The organism is Streptomyces sp. NPDC051662, from assembly GCF_040681655.1.
GTDB lineage: Bacteria > Actinomycetota > Actinomycetes > Streptomycetales > Streptomycetaceae > Streptomyces.
The window spans coordinates 59,751-79,191 of the sequence record NZ_JBFAZD010000021.1; the positions used below are offsets into that span (position 1 = coordinate 59,751).

General features: G+C 72.9%; 15 protein-coding genes. 7 read left to right on the forward strand and 8 right to left on the reverse strand.

The features are described 5' to 3' along the window. The first annotated feature begins 202 nt into the window (after positions 1–202). Positions 203–2,203: a caspase family protein gene (locus AB0M67_RS29525; protein ID WP_365750368.1), complete on the forward strand. Its 2,001-nt coding sequence runs from the start codon at positions 203–205 to the stop codon at positions 2,201–2,203. Positions 2,204–2,224: 21 nt separating this feature from the next. Here AB0M67_RS29525 and AB0M67_RS29530 read toward each other — a convergent pair whose 3' ends face one another. Genes AB0M67_RS29530 through AB0M67_RS29540 form a run of 3 tightly spaced genes read right to left on the reverse strand, consistent with a single transcriptional unit; the run spans position 2,225 to position 7,932 of the window. Further along, positions 2,225–6,526 carry a CHAT domain-containing protein gene (locus tag AB0M67_RS29530; protein ID WP_365750370.1) on the reverse strand — a complete coding sequence of 1,434 codons (4,302 nt, stop codon included), beginning with the start codon at positions 6,524–6,526 and terminating at the stop codon, positions 2,225–2,227. Positions 6,527–6,536: 10 nt separating this feature from the next. Further along, on the reverse strand, positions 6,537–7,229 hold the full coding sequence (locus tag AB0M67_RS29535) for an RES family NAD+ phosphorylase (protein WP_365750372.1): 693 nt from the start codon (positions 7,227–7,229) through the stop codon (positions 6,537–6,539). 4 nt (positions 7,230–7,233) lie between these two features. Beyond that, positions 7,234–7,932 (reverse strand): hypothetical protein, encoded by a 699-nt coding sequence (locus tag AB0M67_RS29540; RefSeq protein ID WP_365750374.1) that lies wholly within the window; start codon positions 7,930–7,932, stop codon positions 7,234–7,236. A 368-nt stretch (positions 7,933–8,300) separates the two neighbouring features. Between AB0M67_RS29540 and AB0M67_RS29545 the strand changes: the two genes are divergently transcribed. The 3 genes from AB0M67_RS29545 to AB0M67_RS29555 all read left to right on the forward strand — a co-directional run bounded on the left by AB0M67_RS29545 (position 8,301) and on the right by AB0M67_RS29555 (position 12,613). Next, a complete protein-coding gene (locus AB0M67_RS29545; protein WP_365750515.1) occupies positions 8,301–10,583 on the forward strand; it encodes an N-acetylmuramoyl-L-alanine amidase in 2,283 nt (760 codons plus the stop codon). 148 nt (positions 10,584–10,731) lie between these two features. After that, the gene (locus AB0M67_RS29550) at positions 10,732–11,286 is read left to right on the forward strand and encodes a SigE family RNA polymerase sigma factor (RefSeq protein ID WP_365750376.1); all 555 of its coding nucleotides are present in this window, start codon (positions 10,732–10,734) and stop codon (positions 11,284–11,286) included. Positions 11,287–11,350: 64 nt separating this feature from the next. Continuing rightward, the gene (locus AB0M67_RS29555) at positions 11,351–12,613 is read left to right on the forward strand and encodes a hypothetical protein (protein ID WP_365750377.1); all 1,263 of its coding nucleotides are present in this window, start codon (positions 11,351–11,353) and stop codon (positions 12,611–12,613) included. Between the two features lie 214 nt (positions 12,614–12,827). On the opposite strand, the gene AB0M67_RS29560 is transcribed toward AB0M67_RS29555, so the two are convergent. Next, entirely contained in the window at positions 12,828–14,546 is a 1,719-nt protein-coding gene (locus AB0M67_RS29560) for a bifunctional 3'-5' exonuclease/DNA polymerase (RefSeq protein ID WP_365750379.1), read from the reverse strand. Positions 14,547–14,666: 120 nt separating this feature from the next. Here AB0M67_RS29560 and AB0M67_RS29565 point away from each other — a divergent pair, with 120 nt between their 5' ends. After that, entirely contained in the window at positions 14,667–15,590 is a 924-nt protein-coding gene (locus tag AB0M67_RS29565; RefSeq protein WP_365750381.1) for an NADP-dependent oxidoreductase, read from the forward strand. Between the two features lie 129 nt (positions 15,591–15,719). After that, the gene (locus AB0M67_RS29570; protein WP_365750383.1) at positions 15,720–16,256 is read left to right on the forward strand and encodes an ATP-binding protein; all 537 of its coding nucleotides are present in this window, start codon (positions 15,720–15,722) and stop codon (positions 16,254–16,256) included. Positions 16,257–16,264: 8 nt separating this feature from the next. On the opposite strand, the gene AB0M67_RS29575 is transcribed toward AB0M67_RS29570, so the two are convergent. Next, positions 16,265–16,825, reverse strand: coding sequence for a sugar O-acetyltransferase (locus AB0M67_RS29575; RefSeq protein WP_365750385.1), 561 nt, complete (start codon positions 16,823–16,825; stop codon positions 16,265–16,267). Between the two features lie 191 nt (positions 16,826–17,016). Between AB0M67_RS29575 and AB0M67_RS29580 the strand changes: the two genes are divergently transcribed. Further along, positions 17,017–18,288, forward strand: a complete 1,272-nt coding sequence (locus AB0M67_RS29580; protein ID WP_365750387.1) for a DUF2786 domain-containing protein — start codon at positions 17,017–17,019, stop codon at positions 18,286–18,288. Between the two features lie 35 nt (positions 18,289–18,323). Here AB0M67_RS29580 and AB0M67_RS29585 read toward each other — a convergent pair whose 3' ends face one another. The 3 genes from AB0M67_RS29585 to rpmB are packed head-to-tail and all read right to left on the reverse strand — an operon-like array spanning position 18,324 to position 19,418. Beyond that, positions 18,324–18,836 carry a hypothetical protein gene (locus AB0M67_RS29585; RefSeq protein ID WP_365750389.1) on the reverse strand — a complete coding sequence of 171 codons (513 nt, stop codon included), beginning with the start codon at positions 18,834–18,836 and terminating at the stop codon, positions 18,324–18,326. 40 nt (positions 18,837–18,876) lie between these two features. Beyond that, positions 18,877–19,182, reverse strand: coding sequence for a 30S ribosomal protein S14 (gene rpsN / locus AB0M67_RS29590; protein ID WP_365750391.1), 306 nt, complete (start codon positions 19,180–19,182; stop codon positions 18,877–18,879). Then, positions 19,182–19,418, reverse strand: a complete 237-nt coding sequence (gene rpmB, locus AB0M67_RS29595; protein WP_365750517.1) for a 50S ribosomal protein L28 — start codon at positions 19,416–19,418, stop codon at positions 19,182–19,184. Before rpmB ends, rpsN begins: the two co-directional genes overlap by 1 nt. Positions 19,419–19,441: the final 23 nt, after the last annotated feature.

A 19,441-nucleotide genomic window follows, 5' to 3' on the forward strand; every position in this document is an offset into this window, starting at 1 on the left:
GGATCCCCCAAGATCCCCGTGTGCCATGCGTCCGTCCGGCACGGTCTGAACCGCGCGGGCTCAGAACAATAGCGACGGCACCTCCATACTGCTAAGCGTCTGGCTGCCGCGACAGCGGATAACCGAAGTACGCCCGTGAAGCGCCCAGTTCACGACCGGCGTGGGCGCGCCACCCCCGTCCGTGCCCTGACAGACTTCTCCCATGGGGACCGTGTTCGTACTTCTGGTGGGGATCAATGACTACGCGGCCTTGCGGCCGGCCGACGGCCCGCCGGGGGCGCCCGGGGCGCCGGCTTCGCTGACCGGCTGCGTCAATGACATCCGGGCCGCGCGGGGCTGGCTGGAGGGGCGGCTCGACGGCCCGCCGCCCCGGATCCTCGAACTGACCGACGGCGAGGCGACGGTGGCCGCCGTCACCGACGCCCTCCGTACGCATCTGGGCCAGGCGGGCCCCGGGGACACCGCGCTGTTCTGGTACGCGGGCCACGGCACCCAGTTCGCCGCCATCGAACGCGCCCATCTGTATATCGAGCCGACCGGCTTCTGCCAGGCCCTGGTCTGCGCCGACGGCATCCTGATCGACAAGGATCTCGGCGCGCTCCTCGACGGTGTCGCCTCGACGGGCGCGCACACCGCCGCCGTCCTCGACTCGTGCTTCTCCGGTGGCGCCACCCGGCTGGGCGACGACCTCGTCAAGCGCTCGCTGCCGCACGACCCGTCATGGCCCGCGTACGGGGACCCCGGACCAGGGGCGGCCGGCCCGCGGGCTAGCGGCCCCCGGTCGAGCGGCCCCCGGGCCCGCGATGTCCCGGCCCCCGCCGAAGGGGCGCGGCATGTGCTGCTGGCGGCGTGCCGCGTCAACGAGCGGTCGTTCGAGGACGGGCACGGCACGGATCGGCATGGGCTGTTCACCCGCGCCCTGCTCGGCGCACTGCGCGACATGGGGCCCGGCGCGACCTACCGGCAGGTGCTGGCCGCGGCCGGTTCCCGGGTGCGGTCCGCGACCGAGCACCAGAACCCGGTGCTGTACCCGGCGGAGCCCGGGGGCATCGCCGACGGGGCGGTCCTCGGGGGCGCGGCGGACCGCCCGCTCAGCCCGCATCTGCTGCTGCACGGCCCGGACGGCTGGCAGGTCGACTGCGGGAGCACGCATGGGCTGTCGAGGGGTCCTGAAGGTACGCCGGGTGGGCGGGGTACGGAGTTCGGCGGTACGGAGTCCAGCGGTAGGGAGCGCGGCGGTACGGAGTTCAGCGTCGTCGGCGCGGATCGCGAGGGGGACGTCGTACACGTACGGGCCGTCGAGCCGCTGCGCGCGCTGGTCACCCCGGTGGGCTGGACCCCGGATCCGGCGCGGATCTATCCCGTCGCGGTGTCCGCGCTTGCCCTGCCGCCGACCACGGTGGTGGTGGACGGCGGCGACCGTACGCTCCTCGACGCCATCGACGCGGCACCGCTTCTGCGCCTCGCGGACGGTGGCTCAGGTCCGGGTTCCGGCCAGGTCTTCAAGGTCGTCGTCCGGGACGACGGACGGGCCCGTGTCCTGCGCAGGGACGGGACCGAGGCGACCGCTCCGCTCCCCGTCCACCGTGTGCCGGACTGCCTGGTCCATCTCACCCGCTGGCACCAGCTGCTGGATCTCGCCAACCCGGCGTCGTCCCTCGCCTCGCTGGTGGATGTCGACGTGTCCGTCTGGAACGGCGAGCGGATTCTGCCGGACGGCCACGGCGAGATCCGCTGCGCGTTCGACAACGGGCGCGAGCCGCTGCTCTCCGTACGGATACACAACCGCTCCCACGACCGCACGCTCTGGTGCGTGCTCCTCGACCTCACCGACAGCTACGCCGGCCATTCGGCCCTCTTTCCCGGCGACTTCATCGGCCCGGGGCGCACCGGTTACGCCCTCGGCAACGCTCCCGTACACCTCTCGCTGCCGGCGTCGCGCAAGGCCGAGCCCGGCGCGTATGCCCGCGACTGGCTCAAACTCATCGTGGCCGAGGGCGAGTTCGGCACCGTTCCGTTCCAGCTCGGGCCGTGGAGCGCGGACGCGCCCCCGGCCGCCCGCGACCCGGAGGAGGACCATGTCCTGCGTTTCACCCGCCCTCCGCACGCGGGCCGTGACGCGGGCCCGGGTCCTGGCGGCGGGAGGGCGCCCGGCCAGTGGTACGCCCTCACGATCCCCCTGCGGACGGTGGTGCCGGAGTGACGCCTGTCCGATGCCGGGGGGTCAGCGCCCGAGGTGTGTGAAGCCGGCCCACGCGGTGAGGTCGTCCGGGCTGAGGGCCCCGGCGCGCAGCGCCAGCGTTCCGGGCATGGCGGGCGGGAGTACGCGCGCGGGGTCGAGCATCCACAGCTGGGCGCGGCGCAGGGCGGCACCGGGGGACAGGCGCTCATCGCGCAGATAGTGGTGGGTCATGAACATGAGCAGTGAGGTCGCGTCGTCCGGCACCGGCCAGAGCGAGCCCACGACCGACCTGGCCCCGGCCACGAGGAAGGCCGTGGCCAGGCTGTAGGCCTCGTTGTGGCCACGTCCCGAGACATGGCTGCGGCAGGCCGCCAGCACGACGAGTTCCAGCTCGCCGCGCCCGGCGCCCGCGGCGGCCTCGGTCAGTTCCTCGGCGGCCAGCTCGCCGCCGTACAAGGAGAGATACGCGCTGTGCCGCCGGTTCGCCGCGACCGTTCCGTGGCAGGCCAGATGGAGTACGCCGCCGGTGTTCGCGGGGTCGCGCAGCCAGGCGGTGACCTCGTCGGGGCCGGCCGGGCCGCGCCCGAGGGAGCGCCCGGCCGGGTAGAAGGCGTGGCGTACCGCGTCGGCCTCCTCGCCCGCGTACCGCAGGTCCCCGGTCGGGTCGCCGACGATCAGGGCGGCGCCCTGGTGCGGGACCGCGGGCCGCTCCGCGACCTCGCAGAACAGCCGCGCGGAGGCGGCGTACGAGATCCCGGCCGCCTCGACGGCGTACCGCCGGCCGCCCGCCGCGAGGGATTCCCAGGCGGCGTGCCAGGGGACCACACCCAGCACGCCCATCGGGACGAGGACGAAGGTGGGCGGGGGTTCGCCGGGCGCCTCGCCCACCCCGAGCCCCTCCAGGAGCGGCTTCATCGCGGCGTACCACGCCCAGCCGCACAGCCGGTCGAGCCGCTTGCGCGGGGTCGACGCGGCCGTCGCGTACGGGGCGCCGCTGCCCGGCACCGGGCCCATGTCACGGGTGGCCGGGGGCGCCGCGTCGTAGGCGCGCACGGGCCCCGCGTCCTCGCGGAGCAGGGGCAGCGGGAGCGAGCCCACCCGCCCGGCCGCGGTGACGACGACGGCCGCGCCGGGGCCGGTCTCGTAGCCGGGGACGAGATAGACCAGATAGTCGGCGCCCACGGCGGTGAGCGCCGCGCCGATCCGGGCGGGCTCCGGCGGTTCGAGGAGCAGGTCACGCGGCTGTCCCGTCCCGTCGGGTCCGGTCAGTACGGCCAGGACGCGCCGGCGCAGCTCGCTGGGGACGGCCTGCGCCGCGTCGGCCGGCGGGCCGGTGTCCACCCCCGGCAGCGGACCGTTGCCCGCCCCCGGTACCGCGTCCGTGCCGCCCGCCGCCCGCCACTCGTCGGCCAGGTCCTGGCGCCCGGCGGCGGCCAGTCGCTCGGGGACGGATCTCGACGTGATCGCGGTGTGCAGAACCAGCCCGCGACAGGAGTCCAGTGCCTGGACCGCCTCGTCGGGGGCGTTGTCCTCCAGACACCACGAGGCCACTTCGAGGGCCGCCTGTGTGGCGTTCGCGGCGACCTCTGCGGCATGCGAGGTGCCGGACTGGAGCAGCGCGGCCCAGGTCCAGCCGCGCAGCGCCTTGAGTCCGGTGCGGCGGCCGGTGCGCCGTTCGTCCCGGCCGGGGGCGGCGCGCAGCCGGTACGCGCGGCCGAGGTTGAGCCCCATCGCCCCGTACAGCCGGTGCTCCGGTCCGCCGGTCCGGTGTGTGGCGCGCTCCAGCCAGTCGATACCGGTGTCGAGCTCACGGGGGTCGCGCCCCTCGGCGGCGACCGCGCAGAGGGAGAGGCCGATGATGCTCGCGTACCGCAGCCAGTCGTCGCTGCCCTCGTCGACGAGCGCGAGCGCCTCTTCCACCAGCGTGAGGGACTCCCGTACGCCCCGCGCGTCACTCCGCGCGCCCGCGCGCACGTTGCGCGCGATGCCGTTGTCGCCGAGCACCCAGGCGCGGTGGTCACGCGGCAGCCTGGCCGCCAGCCGCCGCAGCTCGGCCGTACTCGGCTGACCGGACGGCGGCGGGAGCGGTGGTGAGCCGAGCCTGTCCGCGAGATGGTCGCGCTCCGAGTGGACGTTCACCAGCATCGTCCACACCTCGACGCGCGAGGGGTCCTCGGGGTCCAGCTCCGCGTAGAGCGCCGCCAGCTTCGCGCGGCCCCGGTCGACGCCGGCCAGATCGCCGCTGAGAGCGGCCCGGTGCGCCTGGAGACCCGCCTGCTGGCCTTCCAGGAGCCGGCGCATGTACGGGGTGAAGGTGGGGCTGTCCTTCAGCCGCTGCCAGGCGTCCTCCGCGGCGTCCAGGTCGTCCATGGCGCCGCGCAGTTGGCCGCGCTGGTTCGTGGCGAACAACCGCAGAAGGCTGACACCGTCGAGGTGATCGCGCTCGGTGTCGCCCGACTCCGGTACGGTCCCGGCGCCCGGCCCGCCGGACGCGCCCCCCTCGGACCCGCCCAATGTGGTCCTGGCCTGGTCGAACTCGGCGATGACCTCGTCCAGTCCCGTGCCCGCGCCGGCCAGCTCGTCCTGGAGCCCGACGTAGCCGGCGACCCCGTGCACCCTGCTCTGCCAGGTGGCGTTCTCCGGTCTGCTCGCTCTGGCGGCCTCGAAGAGGGCGGTCTTCCGCTCCTCGCCGATGCGGTCGCCGTGCGGGTCGAGCATCGGCGCCATGTTGAGGAGATGGCCGGCGGCGATCCCGTACTCCTCACTCTCCGGATCCAGGGCGCGCCACTTCTCATAGAGGTGATCGAACGTGTGGGTGAGCCGGTCGGTGCTCGCCACGTCATGGAACGTGGCGCCGTACGTGTCGCTGTCGAAATCGCCGAAGTCGAGGAAGCTCCGGCCGTGGGTGAAGTCCTCCATGAACTCCTCGACCGCTTTCCGGCCCTCTTCGAGCACCCCGTCGGGGTCGTCCTCCACCCGCCCGAACGGTGCCGGCGCCGCCGTGTGGAACCGTGCCAGGGCGAGCAGCATCTTCGCGTGACGCCGCAGCTCCGGGTGGGCGTCCTCGATCGCGAGCACGCGCCGCGCGCAGTCCTCGATGTCCGACAGCCGGGCCGGGTCCTCGTCGACCAGGTAGCGCGTCAACTGGATGGAGGCGAGGAGCATCGCGCCGGGCACCGGGTCACCGTCGCGTGCGGGCAGCCACTCCCGTACGGCCCGCCTGAGCAGGGGGATGGCCAGCTCGCGTGCGGAGTCGTCGTCCTGTGCGGCGGCGTGGTCGTAGAGCAGCCGGCCGAACATGTCAGCGAAGACCGGCGAGAGGCCGTCCTCGGCGCCCGGTTCGGCGAGCAGGGCGTGCAGTTCGGCGACGGCGGGGGCCAGTTGTTCCCGCTCGTGCCAGTTGAAGTGCAGACAGGCGCGGACGAAGACGCTTCTGGCCCGTGCCTGCCAGGCCCACCAGGGCTCTTGCGCGCCGGTCGCGCCCTGCCCGTGTCCCTGTCCCTGTCCCTGTTGCTCTTGCTCTTCCGCTTGCTGTGACTGTGGCCGCGGCTGTGGCTGTCGCCGCTCGCGGGCTTCGGCGAGCGCGCGGACGAATTCGTTCCGGGCCTCCCGCAGTAGCTCACGGTCGCCGGCGGCCCGGCCGCTCGCCAGCAGCCCGGTCGCGAGTCCGTACCGGAGCAGTGGGACGTCGGAGCCGGGTGCCGCCCCGGTGAGGGCGGCCCGGAAGTGCTCCACCGAGGCGCTGAAGTCGCCCTGTTCGAGGGTGAGCTCGCCCAGACACGCGTACAGCTCGGTGGCCTCCTCGGAACCGGCGGCGTGGTCGCCCAGCGCGTCCCGCTGCCGGCCCACGGCCGAGGCGAGGAGGTCCGCGCGGCCGGGGTCGTCCGCCGGGGCGCCGCTGTACCGGGCGGTGGAGATACGGGCCAGCAGGAGGCGGGCCAGTGGCACGTTCCCCGCGGCGAACGGTGAGCTGTCGGGCAGCCCCGCGAGGCCGGCGGTCAGCCGCTCCTCCGCCTGGTCGAGAAGGGCGGGGGCCGGCTCCTGGCCGTACTGGTACAGCAGCACCTGGCCGTGCAGCACCCGCCAGGCGTACCAGATCTCCTCGTCGTCCTCGTCCCGCGCCGCGAACGCGCGCGGCAGCGCGTCGGTGGCGCGGCTCAGGTCGTCGTCCCGGCCCTGCCGCAGATGCAGCTGGAAACTCCACTCCCCGGCCCACGCCCACATGTACGGGCGTTCGGGATCGTCGTCCGGTGTCCGGTCCAGCATCGCCAGCAACTCGTCCCGGGACGCCCGTAGTTCTTCGTCGGACAGTTGGGAGACGTCGGGCAGCTCGTCCTCGGACACGAAGGTGCTCCTATGGTGCGATCTGTGCGATCTGTGTGATCGGCGCGATCTGTGCGAGATACGGCGCGAGTACGGAGTTGAGCCAGCGTTCGCCCTCGGGCGTCGCGAAGTCGATGGGCGGCTCGTCGGTCTCCTCGACGATCTCCGTGAGCCCCCGGTCCAGGCAACGGTCCTGGAAGAGGATCAGCGCGTGCGCGGCGGGCTCGCGCTTCGACGGCCAGACGAACCCCTGGGCCCAGGGGGCGGTCCCGCCCCTGATCCAGTGCCCCCAGTGCCGGGTGTACGCGTACTCGTCGGGCTCGCACTGGACCAGCCACGCGTCCTGCGCGACGGAGGCGAGATCCGCCCCGGACACCAGCGAGACGACGTCCACGTCGGCGGTCAGCCGCAGGAAGGAGAGCCGCTTGCCGCGTACGGAGGCGCGCGGCAGCAGCCGTACCCCGCCGCCCGGATCGAAGGGGACGGACCGCAGCAGCGACTCGCAGACCGCGGCGGGCGCGGTACGCCCGGCGTAGAGAAAGGGGTAGTCGTCGCAGTGCGTCGCGTCGAACCGGCCCCCGTCATAGAGGCAGTCGGACGGTACGGGGTTGAACGCGGTGCCCGGACGTTTGGACGCGTGGACCCGGAAGAGCGGCGTACCGGCGGGCAGCGGCACCTTCGTGGGCGTGCGCGGGAGCGCGGTGGGCGGTCGGCTGTTCGGCACGGAGTTACTCCCCCTCCACCAAGTAGCGTGCGGTACCGACGAGCTGGCCGTCCCGGCCGCTGCCGAGCAGTTCCACGGGGGCGACGCCGAGGTAGCCGTTCGCCGACAGCCACCAGTCGGCCGCTCCCCACGGATCGCGCGCGGAGTCCAGCAGCCCGTTCACCGCCACGACGACCGGCCAGGGGGTGACGGCGTCGCCGAACTGGAAGGACGGGATACGGTCCACGCCCCGCGCACCGGACTCGCCGCGCAGCCGGATCAGACCGTGGGTGCGCGCGTGCGCCTCGGCGGCCCAGTCGTCCAGCATCGGATACGAGAGCAGGCGCTCCCGTACGGGGCCGAGCAGCGGGCCGACCATGGGGTTGTCGTCCAGCAGCAGGAAGGCGAGGTCGGCGGCGCTGAATCCGGCGTACGTCTCCTCCTCCAGCGTCCCGGCGAGGCGGTCCGGATGGCCGGCGACGAGCCGTTCGGCCTCGGCGGGAGGCAGCAGGGCGAGGAGGAAGCGCGCGGTCTCGCCGGCCGCCGCCGTACGGCCGGGGGCCTGGCGCTCCATGGACCGCAGCGAACGCAACGCGGACGACAGTCCGTTCGCGGCCCCCGCCGCGTCACCCGTGCCGGTCGTGGCTCCCGTACTCGATCGCAAGTAGGGGCCGAGCCGGCCCCAGTCGGCGGCCACCGCCGCCAGCACACGATACGGATTCACCCGCGCCCCCTCCCCGTGGTGAGCGCCCCGCTCCACCACGTCCGTCCCGGGGCCTCGGCGGCATGCCCGAAGGATCGCACTGCCGGGCACACCGCTTCAACCGCATCCCCCACCCCCATTCAACCGACCCCGCTGGTCGGTTCCCGGTCGCGAACGGGGCGACTGCTGGAGCGGGGCCGGTTTGTCCACCGTGGGTTCGAGGTGAAGATCGCACTTTTCCCCCCGTACCGTCATGTGGTGTGATGGCGCGCTCGCGCATTCTTCTGCGCCGCGTCAACAGGGGGAGGGACGGCGTGACTTCGCGTCGGATCTGGATCACGGCCGGTATCACGGCTGTCGGTGTCTCGGGGGTACTCGCCTTTCAGGGCATGTCCGGAGGGCTCGGGTTTCCCGGGTCCTCGGACGCGTCCGGCGGCGGCGAGCGCTCGGGGCCGGTGCGTACGGACGTCCGGGCGGCGGAGCTGCGGCCCCAGGACGACGGCCGGGGCGCCACGCTTCCGCGACGGGACACCGATCGGTTCAGCATGCTGGGTGTCACCTGGGACGACCCGAGTGCCCGGGTGTCCGCCAAGGTCGAGGCACGTACCCGCGCCGTGGGCTCCGGCACCTGGTCCCGCTGGCTGGTGCTCGACGGTGACAGCGGCCAGGGCGAGAGCGCTGCCGAGCGCGGTGGGACCGAGCCCGCGTGGGTGGGGCCCTCCGACGGTGTCGAGGTACGTGTCACCAGCGGCGGGAACACCTCGGCGCGACTGCCCGCCGGCCTCAGCCTGGCCATGATCGACACGGACAGCGGCAGCGGCAGCGGCGGTGACAGCGGCAGTGACGGCGGTAAGGACCTGGCGATGGCGCCCGCCGGCTTCGCCGCCGACGATCCCGTCGTCCCGCCGCCGGGCGGGCCTTCGGACGCCCCCGCCTCCACCGACGGGCCCGGCACCGTTCCCACGGACGGTACGGACCCCTCGACCCCGCCGGCCCCGGACGGGACGCCGAACGGGACCCCGAGCGACGACCCCTCGATCACTCCGCCGCCCTCCTCGGAGCCGCCGGTCACCACAGAGCCCTCGACACCCCCGGCGTCCACTCCCACCCCGACCCCGACGGTCAGCATCCCCACCGCGCCGCCGTCGACCGCACCGCGCCCGCTGATCACCTCACGGGCCGGCTGGGGAGCCGACGAGTCGATCAGCCCCGAGGAGCCCGGCTATCTGGCGGACGGCCGGATCAAGGCGGTCACCGTGCACCACACCGCCGAGAGCAACACCTACACCTGCGCCCAGGCCCCGGCCGTGGTGCGCGGCGTGTACGCGTACCACGTGAAGGAACTGGGCTGGAAGGACATCGGCTACAACTTCCTGGTCGACAAGTGCGGCACGGTCTACGAGGGCCGCAAGGGCGGCGTCGACCGGCCCGTGCAGGGCGCGCACGCCTATGGCTTCAACTCCGAGACGACCGGTATCTCCGTCCTCGGCACCTACACCGACGCCGCGCCGTCGCAGGCCGCCATGGTCTCGGTCGCCCGTATCGCCGCCTGGAAGCTGGGCCAGTACGGGGTGGACCCGGCCGGCACCGCCACTCTCACCGCCGGTGACAGCGGACGCGCCTACAGCGGCAAGACCTGGGCCAAGGGCGCGCGGATCTCCTTCCCGGCCATCCACGGACACCGCGACGGCTACAACACGCAGTGCCCCGGTGACGCCTTCTACGGCAAGCTGGCCACCATCCGGTCCTGGGCCGCGGGGCCCGCCGCCGGCCCGGCCGTCACGTCCGTCACCGGCGCGGGCCTCGCGGGAACGACGTACTACACCAAGGCCGCCGTCACCCTGAACTGGTCGACGACCACGCCCTCGGCGCTGATCACCAAGAACGAACTGCTGGTCGACGGCAAGGTGGCCGCGAGCGTGTCCGGCGCCACGACCTCCGCGAAGGTGACGCTCGCGGCCGGCACCCACAAGGTCGCCGTGCGCGCCGTCCATCAGTCGGGTAGGACCGCCACCAGCGCCACGGCGACCGTCGTCGCGGAGACCACGGCCCCGGCCTTCACCACCAAGCCCGCGCTCGCCCTGCGCGCCGGCCTGGTCAACACCACCGCCGTTCCGCTGACCCTGAACTGGAAGGCGTCCGACAGCGCGGCGCTCAAGGAAGTCCGGCTGACCGCGCCGGTCGCCAAGACATACGGCCCGACCACCACGAGCGCGGCGCACACCGCCAAGTCCGGTGCGGCGACGACCTGGTCGATGACCGCGTACGACCAGGCGGGCAACACCGCCGCCGCGTCGGTGGCCGGTACCCCGGTGATCGTCCAGGAGAGCTCGGCGGCCAGGACCGGTTCCTGGACCACCAAGTCGTCGACCAGCTACCTGGGCGGCAAGTCCCTCACCGGCTCGGCCAAGAACGCCTCCCTCAGCTGGACCTTCACCGGCCGCTCGGTGGCATGGGTGGTCTCCCGGGCGTCGACCTCCGGCCAGGCGTACGTCTACCTCGACGGAACGAAGGTGGCGACCGTCGACCTCAAGTCGGCCACCACCAAGTACCGGGACGCGATCTTCACCAAGACCTGGACGTCCAGCGCCAAGCACACGATCAAGATCGTCGTGGTCGGCACCGGCGGCCGTCCCACCATCACGACCGACGGCATCGTCTACCTCAAGTGACACCCGGCATTCCGGCCGGCGCCGCTCGTCGGCCGGGACGCGTTTTTTCCCAAGTCCGGTGAAACATTTCCGCGGGGCCGCCGCGTCAGTGGAGTGGGGGGCGGGCGGGGGAGCCGGGCGCCATGGGGATACGGGGGACCTGGGGGCCATGAGACGCACGGTGTGGACGGGGCGTACGGGCGGTGGCGAGCGGACACGGACCTCCCGGGTCGATGACTTCAGGGAGTTCGCCGGGGCCCGTACGAACCAGCTCTTCCGCTCCGCCTCCCTGCTGACCGGCGGCGACACCCATCTCGCCGAGGATCTGGTGCAGGAGACCCTCGGCCGGATGTACGCGCTGTGGGGGCGCGTCGCCCGGATCGACAACCCGGCCGGGTACGCGCAGACCGTCCTCGTCCGTACCTTCCTCACGCATCAGCGGCGTCGCTCGGCGACCGAACGGCCCTGCGGGGAGATCCCCGAGCCGGCCCAGGTCCCCGGCGACGACGTCGACCTGCGGATCGCGCTGCTCGACGCACTGGGGCGGCTGCCGGCCAAGGACCGCGCGGTGGTGGTGCTCCGGTACTGGGAGGACCGCAGCGTCGAGGAGACCGCCGACGCCATGCATGTCAGCTCCGCCGCCGTACGCACCAGATCGGTGCGGGCGCTCGCGAAGTTACGCGATCAACTGGGCGGCAGATTCGCCGAGTTGGCCAACCGCTGAGCATCCACCCCACGGGGCTCGATTCTGATTCTGTCCGGTACATGAGCAAGGAGTGGGGTTGACCATGCCCTCTGAAAAGCCATTCGAAGAGCCCTTCGAGGACGGATTCGGCGAGGCGCTGCGCCGCACCGGCGAGACATTCGCGCCCACGGACCGGGCCGCCCTGGTGGACGCCGGGCTGACCCGGGGCCGCCGCCGGGTGGCCGGGCGGCGCGCCGCGGTGGTGACCGGCAGCGCGCTCGCGCTGGCCGCCGTGGGGATCGGCGGCGCGTACGGCGGCGGACTGCTGGGCGGCGGACAGGGGGAAGGCCGGCCCGACGAGACATCCGTGGCCGCGCCGGACCCCACGCCCACCGGCCCCGCGCCGAGCACGGACGCGGACCTCGTAGCGATTCTCGCCGGGCTGCTTCCCGCCGGAGAGCTGAAGAACCCGACGACGAACACGTCCGACACCCCGGGCTTCCGGAGCGTGCGCGGAGTCTTCGACGACGGGAAGGGCGACGCCGAGATCTCGGTCGCTCTCACCCGCGCCGACGGCCCCCAAGCGGACCAGCGGGTGGCCTGCCCCGACAAGGTGTTCACCACCTACGACAACTGCGTCGAATCCGAACTGGCCGACGGCGCCCGGCTCATGGTCATCCAGGGCTACGAGTACCCGGACCGCCGCGAGGACACCAAGAACTGGCGGGCCGTCCTGCACACCTCCGACGGCTTCCTGGTCGACGCGAGCGAGTACAACGCCCCGGCACAGAAGGGGGCCGAGATCTCCCGCGCCGATCCGCCGCTGAACCCCGCGGAGTTGAAGGCGCTGGTCATCTCGGACGATTGGCGCGGTCCGCTGAACGAACTGCCCACCGTGCCGGCCTCGCGACCGCCGGCCGGCGGGGGTCCCGAAGCCCCGGCCGACCCGGACGGCGCGGACATCCGTAAGACGCTCTCCTCGCTGCTCCCCGCCGGGCTGCGGGTGAGAGGCGAGGGCGGCCAGGAGGGATTCGCGTATCTGGTGGTGGACGACGGCAAGGGCCGGAGTTACATCCAGATCAATGTGCAGCCCAACATGGGGGACGTCGTGGGCGAACTGTTCCCCGGCGCGACCGAACTGCCGGACGGCACGCTGCTCAAGACCTCGAAGACGGACGGCGAGAAGGGCATCGACGGCATCAAGATGTGGACCGCCGACACCATCCGGCCCGACGGGCTCCGTGTCGTCGTCTCCGCCTTGAACGCGGCCGACCAGAAAAGCCCGGCCACCCGCGAGAACCCCGCGCTCACCATGAAGCAGCTCACGGCGATCGCGACCAGCGAGAAGTGGCTGACGCGGCGCTAGGGCGTGTTGCGAAAGTCCCGCCTGGCCCGCGACGCCCGGCACGCACGCTCGCTGCGTTGTCGGGATCACCCCAGTACGTCCAGTACTGGGGAGACCCTCCGCCTTGCGATCGCACGCACCGGACGCCGCAGGCCCCGCCCTGCGGGCGGACGGCGCTACTTTCGCAACACGCCCTAGACGCCGTGCCCCCGAGGCCGCGGCCCGCGCCGTGCCCTCACTTCGCGTCGGAGTACCGCTCCACCGTCGCCGTCGTGAACGTGAACCGCACCGGCGTCTCCCCGAAGGCGATCCGCCCGGCCAGCTCCCCGGCCGCGCGGATCGCCTCGGCCACTTCCGCGGCCTCCTCCTCCGGGCAGTGCACGATCACCTCGTCGTGCTGGAAGAAGACCAGCTCCGCCCGCATTCCGGCGGTCGCCCGCCGCAGCGCGGCCAGCATCAGCAGGGCCCATTCGGCCGCGCTGCCCTGGACGACGAAGTTACGGGTGAAGCGACCGCGCGCCCGTCCGTTCGACGACGCGTAGCCCGGGGTGAACTCGCCGCCGGACGAGGCCGATCCATCCCCGTCCGTCCCCGGCGCCGGGGATATCTCCTGCGGGATCCCCGCCTCGCCGTCATCCTCCTCGGCCCCGGCCGCCCGCGGACTCGTCCGCCCCAGCCAGGTCCGTACGAGCCTGCCCTCCTCACCGGCCCGCGCCGCGTCGTCCACATACGCCACGGCCAGCGGGAACCTCCGGCGCAGCGCCGCCAGGTTCTTCAGTCCGTCGCCGGACGTCTGGCCGTAGATCGCGCCGAGCAGCGCCAGCTTCGCGTGGGCGCGGTCCCCCGAGAACGCACGGGCGGAGAGCGCAGTGTAGAGATCGCCCTCGTGCCCGGCCACCTCCATCAGCCCCGGGTCCCGGGAGATCGCGGCCAATACCCGCGGCTCCATCTGGTCGGCGTCCGCCACCACCAGCCGCCAGCCCTCGTCGGCGACGACCGCCCGCCGGATGACCTTGGGGATCTGCAGCGCCCCGCCGCCATTGGTCGTCCACCGGCCCGAGACCGTACCGCCCGGCAGATACTCGGGCCTGAACCGGCCGTCCCGTATCCAGTCCTGGAGCCAGCTCCAGCCGTGCGCCGTCCAGATCCGGTACAGCTTCTTGTACTCGATCAGCGGCTCCACCGCCGGATGGCCGATCTCCGCCAGCTCCCAGCGCCGGGTGGACTTCACCTTGATCCCGGCCTGCCCGAAGGCCCGCACCACATCCGCCGGCAGATCCGGCCGCACCCGCCGTCCGAACGCCACCGACACCTCGTCCGCCAGCTCCGCGAGCCGCCGGGGCTCGCCGCCGCCCGCGTACCGCTCACCGAGCAGATCCCCCAGCACCTCACGGTGCACATCCGCGCGCCAGGGCAGCCCCGCGCGGTGCATCTCGGCGGCCACCAGCATCCCCGCCGACTCCGACGCGGTGAGCAGTCGCATCCGCCCGGGATGCTCGGCGGCCGTGTGGCGTCGCTGCTGCTCCACGTACACATCGAGCAGCCCCTCGAACGGCACCTCCACCCCCGCGTGCGGCTCGAACAGCGAGGACTGCGACCCGGGCGCCGCCGACCGGGGCGGCGGGTCGGGCGGCACCGGTGCGTTCCGCAGCCTGGCCCAGGCAGCCGCGGCCGACCGGGCCTCCCCGAGCCGCCCCTCATGGCCGAGCAGCAGCAGCTCGGCCGCCTCGATGTCATAGCACCGCTCGACCCGCACCCCCGCCGCGAGCAGCCGCGGATACACCTCGGCGGTGGAGCGCCACACCCAGCGCTCGACCTCAGGCAGCCGGGACCTGACCGCCGCGACAAGATCGGGCTCCCGCGCCACGGGCCCGGCCGGACGGCCGTCCGCGCCCAGCGGAACGAGCAGCGCGCCGCCGCCGTCCGCCGGGGCGAGAGCCCATCGTTCGGTCATACCGCCGAGTCTCGCAGGAGGGTCTGACAACGACGGGGGATCCGTCCGGCGGGCGAGCCGGGCCCGACGACGGGAGGATCGATTCCGGAACCAGCACGTCCGCACCGTATGGAGGCTGAGATGCAAGCGATCGTTTTCGAGGAGTTCGGCGGCCCGGACGTCCTGCACGTCAAGGAGATCACCGAGCCGCACGCGGGCCCCGGTGAGATCCGGGTGGCCGTGAAGGCCGCGGGCGTCAACCCGATGGACTACAAGATCCGCCACGGATGGATGGAAGGGGCCTTCGCCACCTCGCTGCCCGCCGTACCCGGTCTGGAGATCGCCGGGGTCGTGGACGAGGTCGGCGCCGGGGTCACGGACGTCGCCGTCGGCGATGGCGTGCTGGGGTGGTCCACCACCGGTGCCTACGCGCAGTACGCCCTGGCCGGGACGGCCGTACCCAAACCCGACTCGCTGGGGTGGGCCGAGGCCGCGGCGATCCCGGTCGCCGGGGAGACCGCCGCGCGGGTGCTCGACGAACTGGCCCTGCGCGAGGGCGAGACCCTGCTGCTGCACGGGGCGGCCGGAGCCGTCGGGTCGATGGCGGCCCAGCTCGCGACGGCCCGTGGAGCGATCGTGATCGGCACGGCGTCCCCGGCCAACCACGAGTACGTGCGCTCGCTGGGCGCCATCCCCGTGACCTACGGCGACGGGCTGGTCGAACGCGTCCGCTCGGTCGCGCCGCAGGGCGTGGACGCGGTCTTCGACACGGCGGGCAAGGGCGCGCTGCCCGACTCGATCGAGCTGCGCGGCGGGACGACCGACCGGATCGTCACCATCGCCGACCCGGCCGCCGCCGAACTCGGCGTCGCCTTCTCGTCCGGCGGGTCCGGCAGCTCGACGCCCGAGCGCAAGCGCGCGGGCCTCGCGGAGAACGCCCGTCTGGCGGCGGAGGGGGCGCTGCGGCTGCGGATCGCCGGTACGTTCCCGCTCGCGGAAGCGGCACAGGCGCAGCAGACGAGCGAGGACGGTCACGCGAACGGGAAACTCGTCATCACGCCCTGAGCCGGCACGCCCTGAAACGGCACGCCCTGAAACGGCGGGTGCGACCTCGTATGGGTGATGTGGCATGGCGGCACTCCTCTCGGGCAACATAGGTTGCTTTCGGTGACCTATTGATGTCCGAGAGTAACGATGCTCACTGACAGTGGACTTGTGCACGACGTCTACGACCAGGGTCCGCCCTGGCTGCCCCTCGCGAGGATCCCGCTTCCGCACAGGCCGGAGGCGGCTCCCAAGGCCCGCCGTCACGCCCGTGAGGTCCTCGCGCTGCGCCGGGTGGACAGTGAACTGATCGCCACTGTCGAGCTGGCGGTCAGTGAACTCGTCACCAACGCGGTGCGGCACGGCATCTGCCTCTGCGGCTGCACCCGTGGCACGGTCTCCCTCACCCTGCTGCGAACGGGTGGCCGCCTCCGGGTCGAGGTCGCCGATCCGTCCCGTACGCCCCCGAGGTGGCCCACGGGGATCGAGTCGGTCGACGCGGAGGCGGCGGAGGGGCGGGGGTTGCTGCTGGTCACGGCCCTGGCGGCGGACTGGGGCGATCAGGCGGGCCCTACCCGGGGGAAGGTGGTGTGGTGCGAGTTCGCCCCCGCCGCCCCCGCCACTCGTGCGGCTGCCGGCGCCCCTCGCGCCGCCCCCGCCGCGGGCCCGTCCGCGAAGGAGCGGTAGCCCCCGGCTCAGTCCTCCAACTCGCGGATCACCCGTGCGGGATTGCCCACCGCCAGCACTCCCGCCGGGAGATCCTTCGTCACCACCGACCCCGCGCCGACCACCGTGTTCTCGCCGATCGTCACTCCCGGGCAGACGATCACCCCGCCGCCCAGCCAGACGTTGTCACCGATCGTCACCGGTGACGCCCTCTCCCAGCCCGCGCGGCGCCGTGCCGCGCCGAGTTCATGGGTCGGGGTGAGGAGTTGGACATTCGGCCCTATCTGGACGTCCGATCCGACGGTGATCGGCGCCGCGTCGAGGAAGACCGCGTTGAAGTTGATGAACGTACGGGCGCCGATACTGATGTACGTCCCGTAGTCGCACTGGAAGGGCGGCCGGATGCGGACATCCTCCCCCACCGAACCGAGCAGTTCCGTGAGGATCCCGGTGCGATCGGCCGGCGCGGCGCCGCCGTTCGCGTTGTACGCCGCGCAGAGCGCGAAGCGCCGTTCGGTGTCCGCGCCCAGTTCCTCGTCGTCGGGGACGTACCACTCCCCGGCCAGCATGCGCCGCTTGTTCTCGCCCATGGATGCCCTCCCTGTCATCGGTCGAAGGCGTCCACGGTAGTGCGGCGTACGAAACGGCGATGAGATATCCACAGCCTGTGGACAAGGGTCGGGCAAGGGGTACGGACAGGGACCTGCGACCATCGGAACGCGGCAAGGAGCAGTTCCGAGGAGGCACCCCGCATGATCATGGAACACACCGAGGCCGCGGCATGAGCGACAAGGACACCGCCGGCGCGGCGGCCCGCACGGTCGAGCGCGCCCTCGCGGCCGTACTCTCCGCACGGTCCGTGGACGGTGGTGGCGCCGACGGCATCGACACCGGCGCCTCCCTCCTCGCCGCGGATCCGGCGGCGGACGCGGAACTGCGGCGGCGCGGCGAGCGGTTCGTACGGCTGGCCTGGGAGCGTGGCTGGCAGCCCGCCGATGTCGGGCGCCTCGTACGCCGCGACCTCGACGGCCCGCACCTGCGGATCCTCGCCGAGCTGACGGCGGCGGAGGTACGGCGCTACGAGCGGCTGCCGCCGCGCTGGGCCGCCCAGCTCACGGAACTCGACGAGGAGCGGGAAGCGCGCCCCTACCGGGCCGACCGCTTCTCGTACGCCACCGCCGTACTGGAGTTGTATCTGCTGCTCGTCCGGCTGCCCGCGATCGAACCGGTCGGTCCCGTGCCCGGTACGCCCCTCCATCTGACCGCCCCCGCGGACGGCGAGCCGCGCATGCTCACCCGGATCCGCGCCCTGCTCGCCAAGGCGGAGGCGACCGGATACCCGCAGGAGGCGGAGGCGCTCACCGCCAAGGCGCAGGAGCTGATGGCGCGGCACAGCATCGACGAGGCGCTGCTCGCCGACCGTACCCACCGGGGCGATGTGCCCGGCGCCTGCCGGATCGGGGTGGACGCTCCGTACGAGACGGCGAAGGCGATCCTGCTCGACGCCGTGGCCTCGGCGAACCGCTGCCGCGCCGTCTGGAACAGCGCGTACGGCTTCTCGACGGTCGTCGGCTTCGAGCCGGACCTGGAGGCGGTCGAACTGCTCCATACCTCACTGCTGGTTCAGGGCACGGCCGCGATGACCCGTGCGGAGGCCGCCCAGCGCGCGGCCGGACGCAAGCGGACGAAGACATTCCGGCAGTCGTTCCTGCTGGCGTACGCCCACCGCATCGGCGAACGCCTCGCCCTGGCCACGGAACAGGTGACGGAGAGGGCGACGGCGGAGGGGTTGACCGAAGAACGAGCTGACCGGCCGGACAAGGGCGTTGGCGGGCTGCTGCCCGTACTCGCCGCCCGCGAGGTGGCGGTGGCCGACCGTACGGACCGGATGTTCCCGGAGACGGTGGCCACGCGCGTGCGCGGGGCGACGGACGCCGAGGGCTGGACCCATGGCACCTCCGCGGCGGACGCGGCGCGGGTGCCGGGCGGGCGGGGCCCGGCCGGCGGGCCGGGCGGAACGGACCGGCGTGGCCGTATCCGCCCCGCCCGCTGACCGCGTCATGGCGCGGTCACCATGGCATCACGGCATCACGACGTCGGCGGGTCCGTCGGCAGATCGCTCGGCAGTCCGTCCGGCAGCTTGTTGTCCCCGGCCTTCGTCAAGGTGTCCTTGACGCCCTTGCCCCAGGAGATCACCAGGGTCTTGCCGTCATTCGACTCGATCGTCCCCATCGTGCGGTCGGCGTTGCCGTCGGCGCACTTGAGGGAGAACATCGGCTCGCCCATGTCCTCCACCGCGCCCTGGCAGACATGCTGGTCCGCGACGAGCGCGACCTTGCCGGACTTGACCGACAGCGCGACGGTCTTGCCGTCGCTCAGTCCGGCCCAGGTGCCCTCGACGCCCGCCGCGGCGGCGTCCGCGCCGGAGCCGGAGTCAGCGGTCGAACCGGACCCCTCGCCGCCGGTCCCGCTCGGTGCCGTCGCACCGCCCTTGTTCTTGGCCGAGTCGTCGCCGCTGCCCCCGCCGCAGCCCGTGAGCGCGAGTGCGAAGGCCACGACGAGCCCGGTCGTGGCCGCGCTGGTCCGTACGAGATTCCGCACGTTCAAGTCTCCCTGAGGTCGGTGCCGGGACCGCGCAAAACTACCAGGAGGACTTGCGCACTCCCGGAAGGAATCCGGCGTGCGCCTGCTCCCGCACACGCACCCTGGACAGGCCGAACTTCCTGAGATGGCCGCGTGGCCGGCCGTCCACGCTGTCGCGGTTCCGCACCCGCGTGGCGCTCGCGTCGCGCGGCTGACGTCGCAATTCCTCCTGTGCGGCCTGCCGTTGCCCCTCGGGCGTGCCGGGGTGCCGGATCAACTCCTTCAACTCGGCGCGGCGTTCGGCGTACCGCTCCACGACCTCTTCGCGCCGCTCATTGCGGACGATCTTGCTCTTCTTCGCCATCAGACGTTTACCCCCCGGGCACGGATCCGGGCGACGGCGGCCTCGATGCCGATGGCGTCGACGGTCTTGATCGCCCTGGCGCTGAGGGTGAGCCTGACATGCCTGCCCTCGCTCGGCAGCCAGTAGCGCTTGCGCTGGATGTTGGGGTCGAAGCGGCGCGAGGTGCGCCGGTGCGAGTGGGAGATCCGGTTGCCGAAGCCGGGCTTGGCCCCGGTCAGCTGGCAGTGGGCGGACAAGGTCACACATCCTTCTTTTTGGA

Excerpts from the sequence above, each read along its gene's own strand:
- AB0M67_RS29525 (WP_365750368.1), top strand. The coding sequence starts at position 203 with ATGGGGACCGTGTTCGTACTTCTGGTGGGGATCAATGACTACGCGGCC.
- AB0M67_RS29545 (WP_365750515.1), top strand. The coding sequence starts at position 8,301 with ATGTCCGGAGGGCTCGGGTTTCCCGGGTCCTCGGACGCGTCCGGCGGC.
- AB0M67_RS29550 (WP_365750376.1), top strand. The coding sequence starts at position 10,732 with ATGAGACGCACGGTGTGGACGGGGCGTACGGGCGGTGGCGAGCGGACA.
- AB0M67_RS29555 (WP_365750377.1), top strand. The coding sequence starts at position 11,351 with ATGCCCTCTGAAAAGCCATTCGAAGAGCCCTTCGAGGACGGATTCGGC.
- AB0M67_RS29560 (WP_365750379.1), bottom strand. The coding sequence starts at position 14,546 with ATGACCGAACGATGGGCTCTCGCCCCGGCGGACGGCGGCGGCGCGCTG.
- AB0M67_RS29565 (WP_365750381.1), top strand. The coding sequence starts at position 14,667 with ATGCAAGCGATCGTTTTCGAGGAGTTCGGCGGCCCGGACGTCCTGCAC.
- AB0M67_RS29570 (WP_365750383.1), top strand. The coding sequence starts at position 15,720 with ATGCTCACTGACAGTGGACTTGTGCACGACGTCTACGACCAGGGTCCG.
- AB0M67_RS29575 (WP_365750385.1), bottom strand. The coding sequence starts at position 16,825 with ATGGGCGAGAACAAGCGGCGCATGCTGGCCGGGGAGTGGTACGTCCCC.
- AB0M67_RS29580 (WP_365750387.1), top strand. The coding sequence starts at position 17,017 with ATGAGCGACAAGGACACCGCCGGCGCGGCGGCCCGCACGGTCGAGCGC.
- rpsN (WP_365750391.1), bottom strand. The coding sequence starts at position 19,182 with ATGGCGAAGAAGAGCAAGATCGTCCGCAATGAGCGGCGCGAAGAGGTC.